At 39.6% G+C, this 17,945-nt stretch carries 18 protein-coding genes and 1 tRNA gene; 13 read left to right on the forward strand and 6 right to left on the reverse strand.

Annotated features, from left to right (window positions below; translation table 11 throughout):
* On the reverse strand, positions 1–152 hold a 152-nt coding region (locus L6N96_05600), incomplete at its 3' end, for a TRAM domain-containing protein (GenBank protein ID MCP8323633.1).
* Between the two features lie 741 nt (positions 153–893).
* Here L6N96_05600 and L6N96_05605 point away from each other — a divergent pair.
* The 4 genes from L6N96_05605 to L6N96_05620 are packed head-to-tail and all read left to right on the forward strand — an operon-like array spanning position 894 to position 5,932.
* The gene (locus L6N96_05605) at positions 894–3,815 is read left to right on the forward strand and encodes a molybdopterin-dependent oxidoreductase (GenBank protein MCP8323634.1); all 2,922 of its coding nucleotides are present in this window, start codon (positions 894–896) and stop codon (positions 3,813–3,815) included.
* A 38-nt stretch (positions 3,816–3,853) separates the two neighbouring features.
* A complete protein-coding gene (locus L6N96_05610; GenBank protein ID MCP8323635.1) occupies positions 3,854–4,669 on the forward strand; it encodes a 4Fe-4S dicluster domain-containing protein in 816 nt (271 codons plus the stop codon).
* Positions 4,670–4,675: 6 nt separating this feature from the next.
* Positions 4,676–5,599 (forward strand): polysulfide reductase NrfD, encoded by a 924-nt coding sequence (gene nrfD / locus L6N96_05615; GenBank protein MCP8323636.1) that lies wholly within the window; start codon positions 4,676–4,678, stop codon positions 5,597–5,599.
* A 48-nt stretch (positions 5,600–5,647) separates the two neighbouring features.
* A complete protein-coding gene (locus L6N96_05620; protein MCP8323637.1) occupies positions 5,648–5,932 on the forward strand; it encodes a hypothetical protein in 285 nt (94 codons plus the stop codon).
* 90 nt (positions 5,933–6,022) lie between these two features.
* On the opposite strand, the gene L6N96_05625 is transcribed toward L6N96_05620, so the two are convergent.
* Complete coding sequence (locus L6N96_05625; GenBank protein MCP8323638.1) at positions 6,023–6,634, reverse strand: GNAT family N-acetyltransferase; 612 nt, start codon at positions 6,632–6,634, stop codon at positions 6,023–6,025.
* A gap of 24 nt (positions 6,635–6,658) precedes the next feature.
* A complete protein-coding gene (locus L6N96_05630) occupies positions 6,659–7,609 on the reverse strand; it encodes a hypothetical protein (GenBank protein MCP8323639.1) in 951 nt (316 codons plus the stop codon).
* Between the two features lie 345 nt (positions 7,610–7,954).
* On the opposite strand from L6N96_05630, the gene L6N96_05635 reads away from it, so the two are divergent.
* Positions 7,955–8,503, forward strand: coding sequence for a carboxypeptidase-like regulatory domain-containing protein (locus L6N96_05635; GenBank protein MCP8323640.1), 549 nt, complete (start codon positions 7,955–7,957; stop codon positions 8,501–8,503).
* Positions 8,504–8,505: 2 nt separating this feature from the next.
* Here the strand turns inward: L6N96_05635 and L6N96_05640 are convergent, their stop codons facing one another.
* The gene (locus tag L6N96_05640; GenBank protein MCP8323641.1) at positions 8,506–9,369 is read right to left on the reverse strand and encodes a formate dehydrogenase accessory protein FdhE; all 864 of its coding nucleotides are present in this window, start codon (positions 9,367–9,369) and stop codon (positions 8,506–8,508) included.
* A gap of 273 nt (positions 9,370–9,642) precedes the next feature.
* On the opposite strand from L6N96_05640, the gene L6N96_05645 reads away from it, so the two are divergent.
* From L6N96_05645 to L6N96_05675, 7 genes are all read left to right on the forward strand, one after another.
* The gene (locus L6N96_05645; GenBank protein MCP8323642.1) at positions 9,643–10,200 is read left to right on the forward strand and encodes a YIP1 family protein; all 558 of its coding nucleotides are present in this window, start codon (positions 9,643–9,645) and stop codon (positions 10,198–10,200) included.
* Positions 10,197–11,063 (forward strand): hypothetical protein, encoded by an 867-nt coding sequence (locus L6N96_05650; GenBank protein ID MCP8323643.1) that lies wholly within the window; start codon positions 10,197–10,199, stop codon positions 11,061–11,063. Before L6N96_05645 ends, L6N96_05650 begins: the two co-directional genes overlap by 4 nt.
* A gap of 134 nt (positions 11,064–11,197) precedes the next feature.
* The gene (proC, locus tag L6N96_05655) at positions 11,198–12,013 is read left to right on the forward strand and encodes a pyrroline-5-carboxylate reductase (GenBank protein ID MCP8323644.1); all 816 of its coding nucleotides are present in this window, start codon (positions 11,198–11,200) and stop codon (positions 12,011–12,013) included.
* Positions 12,014–12,032: 19 nt separating this feature from the next.
* Entirely contained in the window at positions 12,033–13,607 is a 1,575-nt protein-coding gene (locus L6N96_05660; protein ID MCP8323645.1) for an aldehyde dehydrogenase family protein, read from the forward strand.
* 56 nt (positions 13,608–13,663) lie between these two features.
* Entirely contained in the window at positions 13,664–14,296 is a 633-nt protein-coding gene (locus L6N96_05665) for an RNA-binding protein (GenBank protein ID MCP8323646.1), read from the forward strand.
* Between the two features lie 22 nt (positions 14,297–14,318).
* The gene (locus L6N96_05670; protein ID MCP8323647.1) at positions 14,319–14,966 is read left to right on the forward strand and encodes an endonuclease V; all 648 of its coding nucleotides are present in this window, start codon (positions 14,319–14,321) and stop codon (positions 14,964–14,966) included.
* A 24-nt stretch (positions 14,967–14,990) separates the two neighbouring features.
* On the forward strand, positions 14,991–15,749 hold the full coding sequence (locus tag L6N96_05675; protein ID MCP8323648.1) for a DUF120 domain-containing protein: 759 nt from the start codon (positions 14,991–14,993) through the stop codon (positions 15,747–15,749).
* Here the strand turns inward: L6N96_05675 and L6N96_05680 are convergent.
* Positions 15,733–16,368 (reverse strand): FAD synthase, encoded by a 636-nt coding sequence (locus L6N96_05680; protein ID MCP8323649.1) that lies wholly within the window; start codon positions 16,366–16,368, stop codon positions 15,733–15,735. The genes L6N96_05675 and L6N96_05680 overlap by 17 nt on opposite strands.
* 40 nt (positions 16,369–16,408) lie before the next feature.
* Positions 16,409–17,458, reverse strand: a complete 1,050-nt coding sequence (dph5, locus tag L6N96_05685) for a diphthine synthase (protein ID MCP8323650.1) — start codon at positions 17,456–17,458, stop codon at positions 16,409–16,411.
* Between the two features lie 185 nt (positions 17,459–17,643).
* On the opposite strand from dph5, the gene L6N96_05690 reads away from it, so the two are divergent.
* Positions 17,644–17,748: transfer RNA gene (locus tag L6N96_05690), tRNA-Lys, on the forward strand.
* The last annotated feature ends 197 nt before the right edge of the window (positions 17,749–17,945 follow it).

Raw genomic sequence — 17,945 nt, forward strand, 5'->3', positions numbered from 1 at the left:
TTGGCAAATCGGTTTCCAATATGAACGATCTTAATTCTAGTTTGCTGTCCAACTTTGGCATCGGGGACGAAGATGATGAATCCTTCGATCTTCGCTATTCCGTCACCACGTCTGCTGATTTCAGTAATGGTGACATCGTATTCCTTGCCCATTTCAACAGGTTTAGGTTTGAATGATCTAGGTCTGCCAAAACTGCCACGTCCATAGTCATTTCCGCGTCCGTAACTCGTATTTTCTCAACTCCTTTAGTTCAGTTGCGCCGAAGGATATGAAAACACTCACATATATACCTATGCATTAATTGTTAAGAATTATATAATTGATGTAAAGAATTATATAATGTGTAAAGTATATCTTATGCGTCAGACAAATGATTAGCCTCTTGATAAGCTAGTGGGATTCTAGCGAAATAGCAATTCAAACGCTATCGGGGTTGTCTTACTTAGATAAGAGAAAACTACTGAATAGAATAAAGATCAATCAACCTTTTGTTCTTTGGCCTAAATAGATATGAGGGGCTCCGAGTAGAAATGGTAAGGATAAATTGTGATATTTGTGGAGCTTCAAAGCCAATTCCATGCGAGAGATGTGGCATGAATGTCTGTAGGTCCCATAGAGACCAATATTTTGATGAGATATCACAGTCATTCATCCTTCTCTGTCACAACTGCGGTCGTTCGATATCTGCGACTTTACGAACTTATAGAAACAAAAGACATCGATATCGATAATATTTATCGATATGACGCAATGACTACTCTTTTGTTCTTATTGTAAAAACTTTATATACACAAAATCAAACTCCCTAAGAGAGGTGAACAGAGTTATCTTATCAATCAAATTCTTTAGATTCTATAGATAATAAATCTAGCAATATCAGCAGAAGAGACTTTTTGAAGCTTGGTACAATGGCAACCATCACAACATTTGCACTCGGAGAAATTCCGGAAGTGATGGCAGCTACAGGAGAGTACCCTCGACTTGATAGGGTTGACGATTATCTACAAGGACAGACAGTTCCCAGCATCTGCCCATACTGTGCTGGAGGTTGCGGGATTAAAGTAACGACTTTAAATGGCGAAATTATCGAGACTGAGGGTGATCCTGACCATCCAATAAATGAAGGCCATTTGTGTAGTAAACCGAGTGCGTACCCCCAGTTGATCTATAGCGAAAGGCGCCTAAAACATCCAATGAAGAGAACGAATCCAAACAAGGGTGAAAACGAAGATCCAGGATGGGTTGAAATCACATGGGATGAAGCATACGCTACAATCGCCTCCAAGATCGCAGAAGCTATGGAAAATGTACCATACAAACGTGCGAATACGACTACCGGGAAAGACGACTATTACTTCGTAGGCAAGGACTCGCCTATCTCATGGCTCGGTTCGTCATACTGGAATAATGAAGAGTGTTACCTTGGCAGGAAGTTGACGGCCTTGATAGGTTCGAACAACATCGAACATCAGGCTAGGAAGTGCCATGCATCAACTGTAGCAGCACTTGCTAATACCTTCGGCTTTGGTGCAATGACGAACCATATAATCGATGCAAAAAACTCGAAAGTCTTCCTTATAGTGAGTAACCCAGCTGAATCACATACAATGGAATTCCATTGGGTGACACAAGCGATATTGGATAATGATGCAAAGATAATAGTGATGGACCCGAGATTTAATAGGTCCGGTTCAAAAGCGGACATCTACACCAGATACAGATCCGGTTCAGAAGCAGCTATCTTCCTCGGTCTAATTAGGTACACAATTTTAAATATACGTTATAACAAAGATTTCCTTGAAACAAGAACCAATGCTCCCTACGATCTTAACGGCAACTTTTTGACTGACTGGGAGACAAACCCTGATTCGATTTTTAGCAAGTTGAAGGCTCTTGCTGAAGACTATACACCAGAAGAGGTGTATAGAATCTCTGGTATACCCGAGGCAAAATTCGATCTGATTGCGGATACATTTACAGACGTAAACAATAGACCAGGTAACATCTACTACTCTATGGGTACTACACAGCATACAAATGCAACCCAAGCGATTAGAGCACAGGCAATACTACAGCTATTACTGGGAAACATGGGTGTGCCTGGAGGCGGAGTCAACGCTCTTAGAGGAATAAGCAATGTTCAGGGATCCACAGACATGAACATGTTGATGCACTTGATCATGGGATATAGGGCACCACCAAGGGACATAGACGATGTAAGAAGATACCAAAAATGGAAAAATTCCGATCCAACCAATCGTGGCGGTGTTGGAGGAGGAGCTACCTATACGCCTAAGGATAAAATTGAGCAACAATGGGATGCTCGACACTTCCCAACTTGGAACTCACTGGAATACAACTGGGGCATGTATGTGGGTACATGGCCGGGCTCAAACCCTGATAATGAGTCGGTTGTATGTGACTTACCTGTTGGTAATGGCTACCCTATCGTCAGTATGTTTAGAAAGATGTATAACGAAGACATCAAAGTTCTTCTCTGCAACGCTGAAAATCCAGCCGTTTCATTGGCTAATGCCAAATTTGCGAGGGATGCATTGTCCAAGGTATTTTTAGTAGTCAACGAGCTCTTTGAAACTGAGACAGCCTGGTTTGCGGATATACTCCTTCCAGGAACTGTCCAAGTTGAAAGAGATGGAAGTATCACAAATACTGGTAGATGGATTCAATGGCGATGGAAGGCAATCGATCCACCAGGAGAATGCAGGCAAGAACTAGATTACCTAACTGAACTTTACCAACATATAAGAGATGATGCCGACCTTAAGCTACCTTCAGAAAGGTATAAGGATGATACAGGAAATGACACTGGATCCAGACCAGAAGATTGTTGGCCTTCTCCATATGGAAATACTGCCGAGGATATCTATAAAGAGATAGGGGCTAAAAGCCTCGATCCAAGCCTAAGGCCAGGTTACGTTACAATTCAGCCAGCAGCTAATGTCATCTACAAGAATATGTACGACCCTGGTGTCACAACTTGGAATGGAGCAGTCATCGATGGAATCTTAGCTAAGAGGCGTGACCGTACGCCGGCCGACAGTGAAGATGAGACATATGGTTACTTTAAGAACTGGTCTTTCAGCTGGATGTTGAATCAAAGAGTACTTTACAACATAAATGAGAGTAATTCAGGAGTTAACTACTTCTTCACTTGGTGGGCTCATAACGATTCAATATGGTTGGGTTACGATCATGCAGCTATATGGGCTAGACACCTTACTAAAGATGGCCTGCAAGATACAAACCCCTTGACACACGGAATACCTCTGCATAATGAACCACTCGAGAGCCCTGACAATGACCTTGCGGCAGAATATCCGACCATGTGGGGGAGCTACTATACATACTATAATGTGTATGAGGATATCAAGTCTGTTGACATAGGAGATCCAAGTGAGTACCCCTACGTACTCACAACTTTCAGATTAGCAGAACATATGCAGGCTGGTGCCTTGACGAGGAATCTACCTTGGCTCAAAGAACTACATCCAGAGGTATTCGTTGAGATAAGCCCGACCCTTGCTTCTGAGATCGGAGTGAGTAGTGGTGATTATGTGCTAATGAAGACTGCAAGGAATCCGGATGGTTCAAGGGTAAAATGCATAGTAACAGATAGAATTCAACCTATGACTATAAATGGCAAGACTATACATGAAGTAGCAATGCCTTGGCATTGGGGCTTCAAGGGTCTTAGCACAGGACTTAGTGCAAATGTTTTAACCATAGATGCCGTGGACGTCTCGGCACATATTCCTGAGGTAAAAGCTTGCTTATGCAAGGTGGAGAAAGCGTGAGGTGATGAATAATGGTTTCAATATATAATAAACCGAGTATGTTGTTTGATCTAACAAAATGCATCGGTTGTAGAGCATGTCAAGTGGCTTGTAAGAGATGGAACAATCGCCCCGCAGAGGAGACATCCTTAAGTGCTGATGCAGAGAATCAGTGGACAAACCCATCAACACTTAGCTATAAAACTTGGAGACTCGTCAAATTCAAGTTAAATTATGATGAGGACAACGATGAGATCAATTGGACTTTCATACCATGGTCTTGTATGCATTGCAACGACCCTCCATGCTTGGGAGTTTGTCCTACTAAAGCTGTATACCAGAGAGAAGATGGAATAGTTCATATTCACAGTGATAGGTGTATAGGTTGTGGATACTGCGTTCAAGCATGTCCGTATAAAGTTCGATTCTTCGGAGATGACGAATACTTTGGATTAAAATCGGTCTATAAGTGCACATACTGCTTAGATAGGCTTGATGCTGGGTTGGCAGAAACTGCTTGTGTTCAAGCATGTCCAACAGGAGCTCTTGAATTCGGAGAAAAGAATGAGATGCACGAGAAGGCAAGGGAAAGAGCGCTAGCTGTAGGAGGATTTGTATTTGGCGACGAGACAACTAGTCCAGGAGGAGAAGATATCGGCACTACATCGGTTTATGTTTCTAAAGTTCCCTTTGATGAGTTGGACTTCCCAACAGAGGAACAGAGGATTTCAGCACCATTCGTTATGGAGAGAATACTTCTTGAACGTGGAGGACTTGCGATCTTCGGACTTGGAATGCTCTCATTCATAGGATTTGCTTTATGGCGGAGAGAAAGGATAGATAAAGCTAAAATGAGGGAAGCTCTTAAGGTGTGATGTAAAATGATAGAAGAATTTCCTTGGGGATGGCCGATCGCCTTTGCCCTCTTCTTCGGGGGGCTCGGTGGAGGAGCTTTCATGTTGACGTCTGTAACAAGCTTTCTTACAAGGGACGATTTCAAGAATATCCTGAAATTCGGAGTTATTGTTGGAACTGTAAGCGCTATCTTGGCCGTAATATCATTTATGATAGACTTGGGCGCAGTTGAGCGTGCCTTATCCGTTTATTCCAACCCTAGTTCAATGATCACTATAGGGACCATGATCTTAACTATCATAATCCCACTGGGATTAGTTTACGCATCGTTCGTTCCACCAGTTCGATTGAACTTCCCTTGGTCTGGTAATATAAGGGCAAGAACCGCGATCGAAGTGTTATTATTCATATTAGGTGCAGCATTGGCTTCCTATACAGGTTTCGTTCTTGGTCTTGTAGGAAGTTCGCCTTTCTGGGGTTCTCCTTTGCTAGAAGTACTCTTCGTCCTTTCAGGTGCGTCAACAGCAATCATGGCAATCGCTCTCTTCATGACTCCTTTGTACTCATCTACAAAGATGGAAGTTGCAAAGAAAAGAATCATAGAAGCTTTACATAGACTAGATCTCGCTGATGGTCTTCTAATAATCATCGAACTAGCAATAGTTCTTACACTTGTATTTACATCGGCTTACAGTATATCAGGGGCGACAGCGGCATCTGCAAATAGTCTAATAAGTGGCTCTCTTAGCATGATCTTCTGGATAGGAGTCATTGGTCTGGGACTATTGGTTCCACTCTTGATTCTTATATTCTTGGCTTGGAAGGGAAGAAGTGCTGCATACATTCGACTATACCCACCACTACTGGCTGTAGCTTCAATCAGTGCACTCGTTGGAGGTCTCTTGATGAGATATTCAATCGTTATCGCAGGACAGATACCGATGTTCTGATGAAAAAACATATATGGTAATGAAAAAAAAGTTGGGTAGGTGAATTACATGGCGTATAGATATAGAGCAAAATTAATTCTTAAGGTACCTTTAGAAGGCGATTCAGGCATAGTAAGACTCGATACGAAGACGATGGAATATCTGGGCCTGAAAAAAGGAGATAAAGTCGAAATAACAGCAAGCTTCTGGTCTGTTCGTGGAACATATGTTTTAGCAACAGTTGACGAGCTCCCTTCCGAGGATGCAGATCAAGGAATAATTAGGCTGTCAAGTGATAAATTAGAGGACGGAAACTTCAGACCCGGCGATAAAGTAATTGTGAGTAAAGCCTAAATTTCAGTGATGTCAAAATTCGGATCTCTTGATCCGAATCCACTTTTTAATTTTTTTAAATTAAAACTCTTTAACTTTTTCTTTTTCTGCTTATTGAGTTCTTGACTCTCTTTCTTTTTCTGTTACAGTCTTCATTTCTTTTAGTAGAGAATCATATACATAAAGCAGTCTTTGCAAGTAAACAACCCATCTCTTTAGTTTATCGTCACTCTTTGGAAGGAGTACCATGGCATCCTCAGCTATGTGTCTAAAACCAAACTTTTCATAAAATCTCTCTAAATCTCTCTCACGACCGGGCTCAGGTGAGGGTATTAAGGCAATGAGAGTATCCCATTCCTCGATAATTTTCTTTACAAGCATTGATCCAATACCCTTTTTTCTATATGGTTGAGCGATTTCCATTGCATCAAGAGCCTTAGCGTTTGGAAGAGTCGGCCAGTCAACTACGATGGCAAAGCCAATTATTTTATTTCCTTGTGTTGCAACCAAAATATCGGCTCCTTCCGTTAACCTTTGCCCTAAAAACTGTCTGAGCTCACTCTTTCCTTTCTCGCCAGAAGACTCAACCCAACGTATGAAACCAGGTGTTATATCAAGTGTCTGGAGATCTTTTACCGTAAGTTTTTTGATTATCGGTTTTTCTTTCTCTGTTTTTTTATTATCGGTTTTTATAGTTAATTCATTGATTTCTATGACCATCATCACCTCCAAAACACCAGACAATCTTTAGATGCCTCTACCTCCTCCATAAATCTCCTTGATGATTGAAATAGCCTTCTCTGGAGGGATCACATCCATTTCTGTAATTATTAAATCCACATATTTGTGTGGAATTACATCGTAAGCTGGACTTTTAATCTCTATCCCTCGCCTTTTAGCATCGCTTGTTTCGAGGACTAGTGAAGGGTCCCCCTCTATAACAGTTAAGTCTTCCCAGATGGGATCAGGTAAAAATTTATGGGTGCTTGCAGCTATGTACACTTTTACTTGATATTCATGGGCTGACAAGGCTATAGGTGAAGCCCCAATCTTTGAAACCACATCCCCATTCATACCGATGGCATTGGCTCCTAAAAGGACCTTGTTTGCACGTATCCCACAATCTGAGTGTTTTTTACACATAAACAATCGATGGGCAGAGTCGATTATTAGAGTAACCGGTATTCCAAAGTCAGCCAAGGCAATAGCTAAAAGTCTCCCGTGAAACTCTGGTCTGGTCTCTGTTACTATGACTTTGAATTGCTTCCCTGACTGATAGGCCTTGACAAATGTAGATAGAACAGTTGTACTACATGAATGCGTCATAATAATGTCCCCTTCATCGATTAAGAGGTGGGCCCCCACTTCACTGATCTTGTCGATGGACTCTCTTATCGATCTTTTAGAAGAAGCTATACTATTCATAACAACATGTTTTAAAATTTCAACATCAACCTTCTCATCGAGAACCGAATCCACTTTGTGACATACATATTGGATTACAGTCCTGACTGAGACATTTAATGGAAGCTCCTTAGTGAAAAGATCACAACACTCATGTAGTTTTTTTGCATATTCGATTGGGTCTTCTAAAATTGAACTAACAGCATATATCTTGATGGCTTCAAGAGAAGCAATTGCGACATCAGTAGCACCTACGATCCTTCCTCTTTTGATGTCTGACAATGTCTTAATCACGTTTGAGTCTGGGATCATCAAAATGGTGGTGAGCTAGGTCGATTAAAAGGGTTTCTAAATGGATCAATAATTGTTTATGAAATTTGGAAAAGAAGATATATTAGAATTTTAATAGATAGGGGTTAAGTAAAAGGGATAAGGATTTGACTCGTACTATTTTAGGAGTGACTACGGTATCGTCTAAGAATAGAATAACAATACCAAAAAAAGTATGCACAAAATATGGGTTTAAAGAAGGAGACACAATCCTCTTTATCGAACAAGAGGGTAAATTAGTTTTAAAGAAAGGCTTGTTAACAAGAATAGGTTAAAAGAGACTTCTTTAAAGTCGTAAGAGTGGTGAATTTGAACGAAATTAATACAACCTTAACTTCAGTGATTGTAGGTTGTATCCGTAATCAAAAAGGCAATCCGTTAGGTGGAGTCAAGGTATTTTGTGATGGAAAAGACACAAAAACTCTTTTTGATGGTACTTACCGATTTGAGGGGCTCGATCTTGGTACATACACAATAACCGTCAGCCTCAAAGGCTTTGAGAAACAGAATAAAGTAATTACAACTAAAGTGGATGAAATTGTATCATTAAATTTTTATCTTTCAAAAGCCAAGGGAACTGCAAAGATATGTGGCAATGTTTACGATGCTGATACTAAAAAGCCCATAACATTGGGCGGTACAATAATTCTGCTTTTACCAATTTCAAATAGATACGCTCATCTTGATAAGAATGGTTATTATGAATTCTCCGATCTTGTAGATGACAGTTACGATATTTGGACTTCGATTTCAGGATATGTGGACACAAAAGCTACGGTTAAGGTGGAAAAGGACGAGAGGATAAATCATGACATCTACTGCCACCCTATTCAACTTATAGACCCTCCTTGGGGATAACTTCAGACTCTTCGTAACCCCGCATTTTTTGCCATGTAATCTAAATCTATTGTCATTATATCTTCTAAGCCTTCTGGAATAGGTTTTTTCAACTTATTTTCATCTACAACCTTTAGATAATGTTTACATTTCTCACAAAAATCAACTCTCAACTCTGGGCGTCCTTTTGGGACTAGGAATTTTAGAGTGTATGCATCAGCATTCCCACAATTAACACAAAGGAAGAGATCCGCCAGATAGACTGCACCACAATGCGTGCATATAAGATGACGTTTACGGGCTCTTATCCTAGATACTATGGGTCTCCTGCCACATATGGGACATAAGGCTCGCCACCATCTCTCAAGAAAGGAGGGGTCAACCCGTTTTGTGATCTCTTCAAAACACGGTTGGATCGAAGAGTTGATGAAAAAGAGTAATAAAGCTGGGTTGATGCTGAGCTTTTCGCCATATTTATTAAAATATTCTGCATCACCCTTAAGAGCTGCACCGATAAAATCGAATATGTCCACTTTTCCACTTTTAATCTGATCCAAGAATTTGTTTGACCAATTCTTTTTCTCTTCTTTCTCAATAATTACTCCGATGACTTGCTCAATAGTATGGACTACACTATCTAGATCAAATATATTCGGATCGAGAAAGCTAGCAATTGGTTGACCTGATTTTTTGGCTTTTTGCTGCAGATCTTCGATGGTGGATTTATCATCCCAATCAACATTTGTTCCTTTTTTAGGGCTATCCCTGATTTGCCTCTGCGCCATTAAGACCTTCTTATGTATTTCTAAAGGGTTGCTCAGCTCAGTATGCTCTTTTATCATCTTATCTATAATATTAATTCGACTATCTAAAGATGGTAGATCCAATTCATTCACCTAATAATTCAGATGGAGAAGAACTTCGCCTTTCTCTTAATACCTTTTCTTATAAGCTTAATGGTTCAAACCAAACAGAATCGTAAAAAGTTTTAATACTAAACAGTTGTATCTCAAAATAAGGAGGAGTTTGAATTAACGAACGAAGTTTCTATTGATTATGAAACTCCAAAGGGCTTTACAGGATTTTTAAACCGACTTGGTGGAACTCTACTTGCGCCTCGTAAGACCTTCGATGAAATAATAACTGAAAATCGAGGAATCTTGGAACCGTTGCTATTGATAGTTATCTTCTCAGTGATCCAAGGGGCTCTTGTCGGTGTCTTTATAGCAAGAATATTTTCTTCTATTTTTGCCCTAATGGGCTCTTTGATAGGAGTGGGAGAACTCGGAATGTTGGACGCCTTATCCCCTATAATACCAATTACAACTGCAATCATGTGTATAGTTGGTTCTATTATATTCTGGCTGATCTCAGCAGGAATCGCCCATCTTTGTGCTAGGTTTATCTTTGGTGGGATGGGTGCATACACGCAACTTCTCAAACTATATGGCTACGCTACAGTGCCTTGTTCTTTAGTAATACTGGGTATGGTGCTGATGGGGTTGGACTTCATGTTCTTCTTCGGCTTCTCAATCGTCCTTTGGTTGATAGCGATTTTTTGGACGGTATCAATCGCCGTAGTCGCTGTTGAGAGATGCCATCTAATCGACCCAGGCAAAGCATTCATATCCTCTTTTGTCGTCCCGTTAATCGTCTATATGCTCTTCTTATCACTCTTGAGTTTCCTCTTATTACCATTAGGAGGGTTATTCATATGAGAACAAACACAATCATAGGTGGAATTATCTTTGTGATTCTTTTATGTAGCATAGTCTACATTTTCATAGCACCTTTTGTCTATAGACCAATAATTTTTATCGATGGAGAAGGAACCAAAGTTACAAGGGAATACTCTCTTAATGCCACACAAGTGCCTGGAGTGGAAAATGTCAATCTAAATTTTACAATAAAGGCCGGTGGACTTGATGTGACCTTCACTAACGATAGTAACCTGGTCTATTGGTTTATATTCGAACAAGATGAAGGAGAAGCGGCACCATCACTGACAAATATAACAGTAGGCAACGAGCTATTCGTAAACGTCACAAGTGATTCGGGTAATGTTAAAGCGACTTTTGGCAATTACTATAATTATAGTGGCACATTAGAGGTAGGTGCTGGTGGGATATCTGCGGTATTATCCAAAGAAGCTCATATTGATTCTCTAGATCTTGTTGCGACATATGTAGGCGGAATTTTCATAGAGATTCTTAACAATGCCTCATTTGACCATTTGAATGCAACAGTAAATACGGGTGGGATAATGTTACGAATACAAGCTGAAACTCTTGGAAAAAATTCCACGCTATCTTCAATAGTTGAAGTTGGTGGCGTTTTAGTTGAATCGTTACCCAATGAACCTACCTTGGGAATCGAATTAAATGCGCTTATTGATCTTGGAGGTATATCAGTGAATCGTGATAATTTTAGTATATTTAAAGAGACAGATACTGAATGTGTGATGAGATCGACCGATTATCTAACAGCTCCAAAAAAACTCGATATTAATATCTTTACCGGAGCAGGTGGGATTTTAATAAACCAACCTTTTTTTCAAACCTTTCCAGTCGGTTATGACTAAATAAGTCAATGTATATGTCAGTAGATTACTGAATGATGATGTCTTTACTTGTTTAGTCTCCAAACTAGTATAAATTTCATTAAAGTTTTAATACTTAAGCGAATCTTCCAAGCACCTTGCAAAAGGTGAAACGCTTGAGCTTGAATATGAAGATAGGTATAATTGGTGCGGGAAAGATGGGGGAAGCCATAATATCAGGTTTCCTTAAATCTAAAGTATTTTCTCCTGGAGATATTTACGCTTCAGAAATAATCGAGAAACGTCGAAGATATATCGCCGATACTTATCATATTGAATGTTTTGGTGACATTGAGCGGGTAGTGGCAGTCAGCAATCTGATAATAGTTTCTGTTAAGCCAGGCAATATGAGGGATGTTTTAGAAGTCATAAAGAATGTGATAACCCCTGAAAAGATTCTGATCAGTATCGCTGCAGGCATTTCTTTAGAGTTCCTAAGTAAATATCTGCCAAAAGACACTTCCATCATCAGAGTGATGCCAAATCTTGCATGCTTTGTACGAGAAGGAATGATGGCAGTCTGCCCATCAAAGAACATACCAAATGAGAAACTAGAATCGATTAAAAAAACACTTAGCTTGTTAGGAAGAGTAATTACACTCGACGAGAAATATTTCGATGCTGTTACTGGCCTAGTTGGAAGTGGACCAGCCTATATCTATCTTGTAATAGAAGCTTTAAGTGATGCTGGAGTAAAGTTAGGTCTACCTAAAGATATTGCGACAACTCTCGTTGCTCAAACTGTTTTAGGTGCTGGAAAAATGGTCGTAGAAACTGATGAACATCCAGCGAGACTTAGAGAAATGGTGGCGACACCAGGAGGGACTACCATTGAAGGCTTGATAGAGCTCGAGAGGGGTGGACTTAGAGTAACCCTTATAGATGCAGTTATCAAAGCGACAGAGCGAGCGAAGGAATTAAGTAAGGAATAAAATGGGTTATGTGATTGAAATGACGTTCGAACATGAAAATACTTGGTTCAAGGCTTTAAACTCGGGCAAAGTCGAAGATTTCCATAGAAAGTATGAAGAAGCTCTGAAGAAGATCAAGAATGAGTTTGGGAAAAGATATCCTCACATCATCGATGGAAAAGAAGTTTTTTCTGAAGGTGAATTCCCTGATACAAGCCCATCTGATATAAAGTTAGTATTGGGGTACTTTCAAAAAGGAACAAGGGAGGATGCAAGGAATGCTATCATGGCAGCGAAGAAAGCTTTTCCACTCTGGAGCTCTATGCCATATTACGATAGAGTGAAGATTTTCAAAAAGGTTGGAGATATCTCCTCAGAGAGAAAATTCGAGTTAGCTGCTCTTATGAGCATAGAAAATGGTAAAAATAGATTCGAAGCGATGGCAGATATCGATGAGGGCATCGATTATATGAGGTTCTATAGTGAAGAGATGGAGATCAATAAAGGTTACGATAATCAGATGAATAAGGCATTCCCGAACGAACAGTCGAAGAGCGTAATGAAGCCTTATGGAGTTTGGGGAGTAATCTCGCCCTTCAACTTTCCTTTTGCAATAGCACTGGGAATGAGTTCAGGGGCATTGATCACCGGAAATACGGCTGTATTCAAACCTTCTAGTGATACACCTCTTCTAGGATTTAAGATCTGTGAAATCTTACACGAAGCGGGTTTGCCTAATGGGGTTTTCAACTATGTATCGGGTGCTGGGGAAGTCGTAGGTGCTGAATTAGTAGAAAATCTGGATGTATCAGGTATAGTTTTCACAGGGTCTAAAGATGTAGGCTTTTCGTCTTATAGATCTTTTAACGATAAATATCCGAGACCTTTCATAGCTGAGATGGGTGGTAAGAACCCAACTATTGTCACATCAAAGGCAAACTTAGAAAAGGCGGTAAAAGGGGTAATGAAGTCTGCTTTCGGATATTGTGGTCAAAAATGTAGCGCCTGTTCACGTGTATATGTGGATAAGAGAGTAAAGAACGATTTTATTGAGATGCTCGTGAAGAGAACAAAAGAAGAAATTGTAATAGCTGACCCCACTTTAAAAGAAGCATTTATGGGCCCTGTAATCAACAAGAAGGCCTTTATAAATTACCAAAGATATATAGAGATCGCAAAAAAGGATGGAAAGATATTAACTGGCGGAAAGGTATTGAACGAAGGAAATCAGAAGGACGGATACTTCGTCGAGCCCACTGTTATTGTAGACCTACCAAAGAATCATCAATTTTTTAAAAATGAACTATTCGTGCCAATTCTATGTATAGCTGAAGTCGATTCCCTTGATGAAGCAATAAAACTTTCGAACGATGTGGAGTATGGTCTAACAGCAGGAATCTTCACTGAAGATGAAAGTGAGATACAAAAATTCTTTGATAACATCCAAGCAGGTGTAATCTATGCAAATCGGGATATGGGTGCAACTACAGGTTCGATGGCAGGTGCACAGCCTTTTGTAGGATGGAAATTTAGCGGATCGAGTGGAAAAGGGGCTGGTGGATTTTACTATTTACATCAGTTCTTAAGAGAGCAGAGCCAGACGATCGTTCTTTAGTTAATTGATTTACAGGTGAACAAAACCTATTAATTCAATAATCCTTAACATCTATTATGAACTTTGAACAAATAGAAGTATCCTTAGAAGAGATCTCGAAAGAGCTCGATGAAGTTGAAGGAAAGCGAGAAAGGTTATTACGTGAATCTAGGGACGTTATATCTCTATCCGGTAAAGCGATAACAGATATACACTCTATGAATCTAAAGGATGCAAGCTTAAAAATCGATAAAGCAAAGGAACTATTGATAAATCTAAGGAAAGTTAGCAGTAATGATCTGAATAGATATTTGATAGTACCTGAGACGGAATACGTCGAAGCCACATCCCTTTATTCAATAGCCATGAAAAAGCCGATACCATCGTATAAAGAGCTTGAAGTAATGAACATCTCTTATCTTCTTGGTCTATTGGATACTATAGGAGAGATTAAGAGGCGTACTTATGATGAAATCAGAAGAGGAAAAAGTAGAGAAGCCTCAGAACTCTTTAAAATTATGGAGCACTTATATGTTATTCTATTACCCCTCGCAGTTTATGACCGATTAGCTAAAGGGTTAAGGAGAAAGTTGGATGTAGCAAGAATCCTCATTGAGGACACCCGTTCTGCAGTCACAGAAGAAGCAAGAAGGTCTGAGTTGATAAAGTCTATAGAAGGACTATTTAAGAGACTTCCATCATATAAATAAAAAATATAAAGAATTAGTTGTTATGGATAAAATAGATACACCCACTCTAAGCTTACTAACTAGGATTCAGGAGATTGTAGCAAAAGCACATAGCCTTGAACCATTCGATAAAGATCATATTAACAATGTGTGTGGGGTAGATGTATCCTATAGATCGGAAAAGGCTGCGGCCTCAGCGGTGGTTTGGAGTTGCTTTGATCGAAAAGTAGTAGAAGTCTCAAATTATATTGATGAACCATTTTTCCCTTATAGATCTGGTTATTTTTTCATTCGTGAGGCACCTTTAGTAATTTCAGCAGTCAAAGCCCTTGAAGTAGAGCCCGATATAGTTCTTGTCGATGGGCATGGCATAGCCCACCCAAGGAGGGCGGGATTGGCCGTTTTCGTAGGGATCGCTCTGGATATGCCTACCCTTGGCTTTGCAAAGTCCATCTTAGTTGGCAAGATAGGCTCATTTAAAGGAATCACAGCTCCAATCTTACTAGAGGGTTCCACGGTTGGCGTGGCTTTAAGAGTTCGTGAGAACGGCAAGACTTATTTCGTGAGCCCTGGACATAAATTAACAGTTGAAGAATCTGCGATAATTGCTCAGTCTGAATATAAGAATCTAATAAAGGCTCTTGAGTTGGCTCATAATTCATCAAAGAAGATTCTTGGGGAAGGTAAATAAATACGAAGAGATTAACGATCAATAATGGATGAAAGCATTGTTTCAAAAAAAGGCTTGAGTAGTAATGGTTTAATATGGAGAGTAAAAATCGCGCATATTCCCACACTTGTCGAGCTTTTACTATTAGGTGCAAAGGACTATCATATCAAAATATCGACAAGTGAACTCGCAGATAGAATAGGTAAGTCTCAACAACTCGTTTCTAAGCACCTCATGGAATTAGAAAATGAAGGCTATTTAGAGAGGCTCAAAATCGGTCGTCTATATGGCTTAAAGTTGACCGAGAAAGGGTTGGATCAGCTCATGATGCTGTACTCCATCTTGAAAGGGACTCTTGAACCTCCTTTAATGCTTGAGATCGAGGGCGAGCTTTTTTCTGGTTTGGGCGAGGGTGCTTACTATACCTCTTTGGAGAATTATAGGCGTCAGTTCGTTGAAAAAATGGGTTTCGAACCATACCCTGGGACTATGAATCTAAGGCTCACATCTCGGAAAGATAGGAAACTAAGGCGCGAACTCGAATATTATGCTGGTATCATTATAGATGGTTTCAAAGATGAATCTAGAACTTACGGAGGTGCAAAATGCTTTATGGCGATCGTCAACGATCAGATTGAGGGGGCTGTAGGCATCTTTGAAAGAACCCATTATGCCGATCTAGTTATCGAGATAATATCCCCAATAAAAATTAGAAAGAAGCTAGGTCTACGAGATGGGGATAAGGTTAAGGTTAAGATCTTCCTTTCAAAAGAAGGTTTACCTGAGCCTAAAAGTCCTCGATAATATCCTTTCTATCTTCTATTATCTTTGAAGACTTGATATCTGGCATCTTCGTTCTAAGCCGGAAGAACTTTAAAGATAACCCTCGCTTTTTCGCTTCTCTTTCAAGTTCATTCTCATCATGCTTCTGATCGTAACCCAATGCAATTATGTCTGGCATTACCTTCATAACGGTTTCGAATAAATCCCGTTCACTTCCAAGTATGGCAGCATCTACAAATTTTAATGCTTGAACTAGTTCTAGCCTCTGGGTCTCATTATTTAAAGGACTATGCCCCTTATTTTTTTCAACATTTTTATCCCTTGCCACAACAACAACCAGAACATCACCGAGCTTCTTTGCAGAAGATAAAGCGAATATATGGCCTGGATGTATTATGTCGTAAACTCCTCCTGTAAATACTACTTTGATCTTCGATCTTCCCAAATCAGTAAGTCTGAATATCCCATCCAATTCTGAAATCAGACCATCTCTTTTCATAGAACCACATAAATCCCCTAAATAGTCCTCTGTCAAGTGAAGATTTTGAGATAGTGTCTCTACAGTATTTTTTACCCTCAGGAGTGAGTTCGAAAATATCTTTATGAGTAGTTGCTTAGATGTTGCAGACATCTCTTGCATCTTCAACAGCTCTTTTCAATCTTTTATAAAAAATCTTGATTCACCACTCTATCTCTAGCTCTTTGGTGAACCTTAGAGAGTCTAGCAGCCCCTCTGCATAACCAGTACTCAGTATCGCCAATTCATACTTGCCCATGTTAAGGAACCTTTCTGCATCTAAAATATAGCACTCGACATTTTCGAAGAGATCGTCGAGATGCTTCTTTCCTTTAGCTTTCCCCATATCTCTAGCTTTGGAGAGGGCTTTCATCGTACTTCTTGCGTATCTTGTTACCATTGATACAGCCAACCTCGGGGCTCTAGAAGAATTATCTGAGATCGAATCTCCATCGATCTTTAACAACGTTTTTAATGCATCGACTTCGGTGAAGTGAAGCTTTCCAGGTACTAAAAGTACATGGGGCGGATCGCCATAATCTTGGTGAATTAAAGCTCCTAACTTCCCACCAGACAGTGATTGGGATTGACTACCAACTCTCGAAGCAACTATAATAAAAGTATCATGACTGAAGATACCTTTTTCATAATCTTTTTCTAAAGTCTGTAATGATTGTAAAGCATCTTCAGGTTTAAGAAAGAAATCAATTGAACGATCGTACTCTAAAAGTATCACAGTGTGAAGCCCTTTTAACAAGTTTTCATAAACTACCTCGTAAACTGTGGATATGGGTGTCCACCCTGACCTCATCAACGTTACCGACTTTCCAAAACTATAGATGTGAAGGCCCGTTTCGCCAGGCAAAGCACTAATAATGGATGAGCTATGAACAACTTGTGTTTTTATTCCAGATTTTTCAGCCCTTAACCTTAAGTCCATATGAGTTGTTGCTACCATGGGATCTCCTGGAACCATCAATACTACGTCCTTTTCCTTTGCCTGATTTATGATTTCATATCCATTCTCAATGAAATTTCTCTCAACAGTTACGATCTTTTTATTAATCATACTTTGGAGAGAATTAATTTCATCCAGTGCAATCGGGCTTGTGTAAACATCTAAGTAAACAGTATCGACATTTTTAGTAAGATCTAACCCCCTCATAGGGAGTCCGTTTACCCCATTTAAACCCAAACCTATGAAATAAATCATTTCAATTTCTCAACTATATGGCCCGTGATATACATGACTGATGTCTATCTGATTTAAATAATATCTATAAATAATATCTATCTGATTTAAATAAAAATCAAAGGGATAATTATAGAAGAATCCGCGAGAAAAATTCCGTTTTCAATAGTAATTTTAAATACGAGATTTTCTACTTTTTGAAATTAGGGCCTGTGGCTCAGCTAGGTAGAGAGATATCCTATAACAGCTGGCTCTTAAAGTGCCTTATTGGGGAAACCAGTAGGTCGTGGGTTCAAATCCCACCAGGCCCGCATACATTCGACAGATCATAAAACTTTTGGATGATCATGGCTAGAATCAAAAAACCGATAAAAAAGGATCAGTCTGGACAATTTATTATTGATGACAACTTATGTTTAAATTTTTAGTCCACACACATTTAAAATCTGAAGTCATTTTAAATGCAGTTTCTCTACAATAATATATTACGAGGTTAATAAACTATAAT

This window comes from Candidatus Methylarchaceae archaeon HK02M2, assembly GCA_024256165.1.
Taxonomy (GTDB): domain Archaea; phylum Thermoproteota; class Nitrososphaeria; order Nitrososphaerales; family JACAEJ01; genus HK02M2.

Coding starts and splice junctions, on each gene's coding strand:
- dph5 (MCP8323650.1), bottom strand. CDS start 17,458: ATGATTTATTTCATAGGTTTGGGTTTAAATGGGGTAAACGGACTCCCT.
- L6N96_05610 (MCP8323635.1), top strand. CDS start 3,854: ATGTTGTTTGATCTAACAAAATGCATCGGTTGTAGAGCATGTCAAGTG.
- L6N96_05625 (MCP8323638.1), bottom strand. CDS start 6,634: ATGATGGTCATAGAAATCAATGAATTAACTATAAAAACCGATAATAAA.
- nrfD (MCP8323636.1), top strand. CDS start 4,676: ATGATAGAAGAATTTCCTTGGGGATGGCCGATCGCCTTTGCCCTCTTC.
- L6N96_05675 (MCP8323648.1), top strand. CDS start 14,991: ATGGATGAAAGCATTGTTTCAAAAAAAGGCTTGAGTAGTAATGGTTTA.
- L6N96_05620 (MCP8323637.1), top strand. CDS start 5,648: ATGGCGTATAGATATAGAGCAAAATTAATTCTTAAGGTACCTTTAGAA.
- L6N96_05680 (MCP8323649.1), bottom strand. CDS start 16,368: ATGCAAGAGATGTCTGCAACATCTAAGCAACTACTCATAAAGATATTT.
- L6N96_05665 (MCP8323646.1), top strand. CDS start 13,664: ATGAACTTTGAACAAATAGAAGTATCCTTAGAAGAGATCTCGAAAGAG.
- L6N96_05670 (MCP8323647.1), top strand. CDS start 14,319: ATGGATAAAATAGATACACCCACTCTAAGCTTACTAACTAGGATTCAG.
- L6N96_05660 (MCP8323645.1), top strand. CDS start 12,033: ATGACGTTCGAACATGAAAATACTTGGTTCAAGGCTTTAAACTCGGGC.
- L6N96_05650 (MCP8323643.1), top strand. CDS start 10,197: ATGAGAACAAACACAATCATAGGTGGAATTATCTTTGTGATTCTTTTA.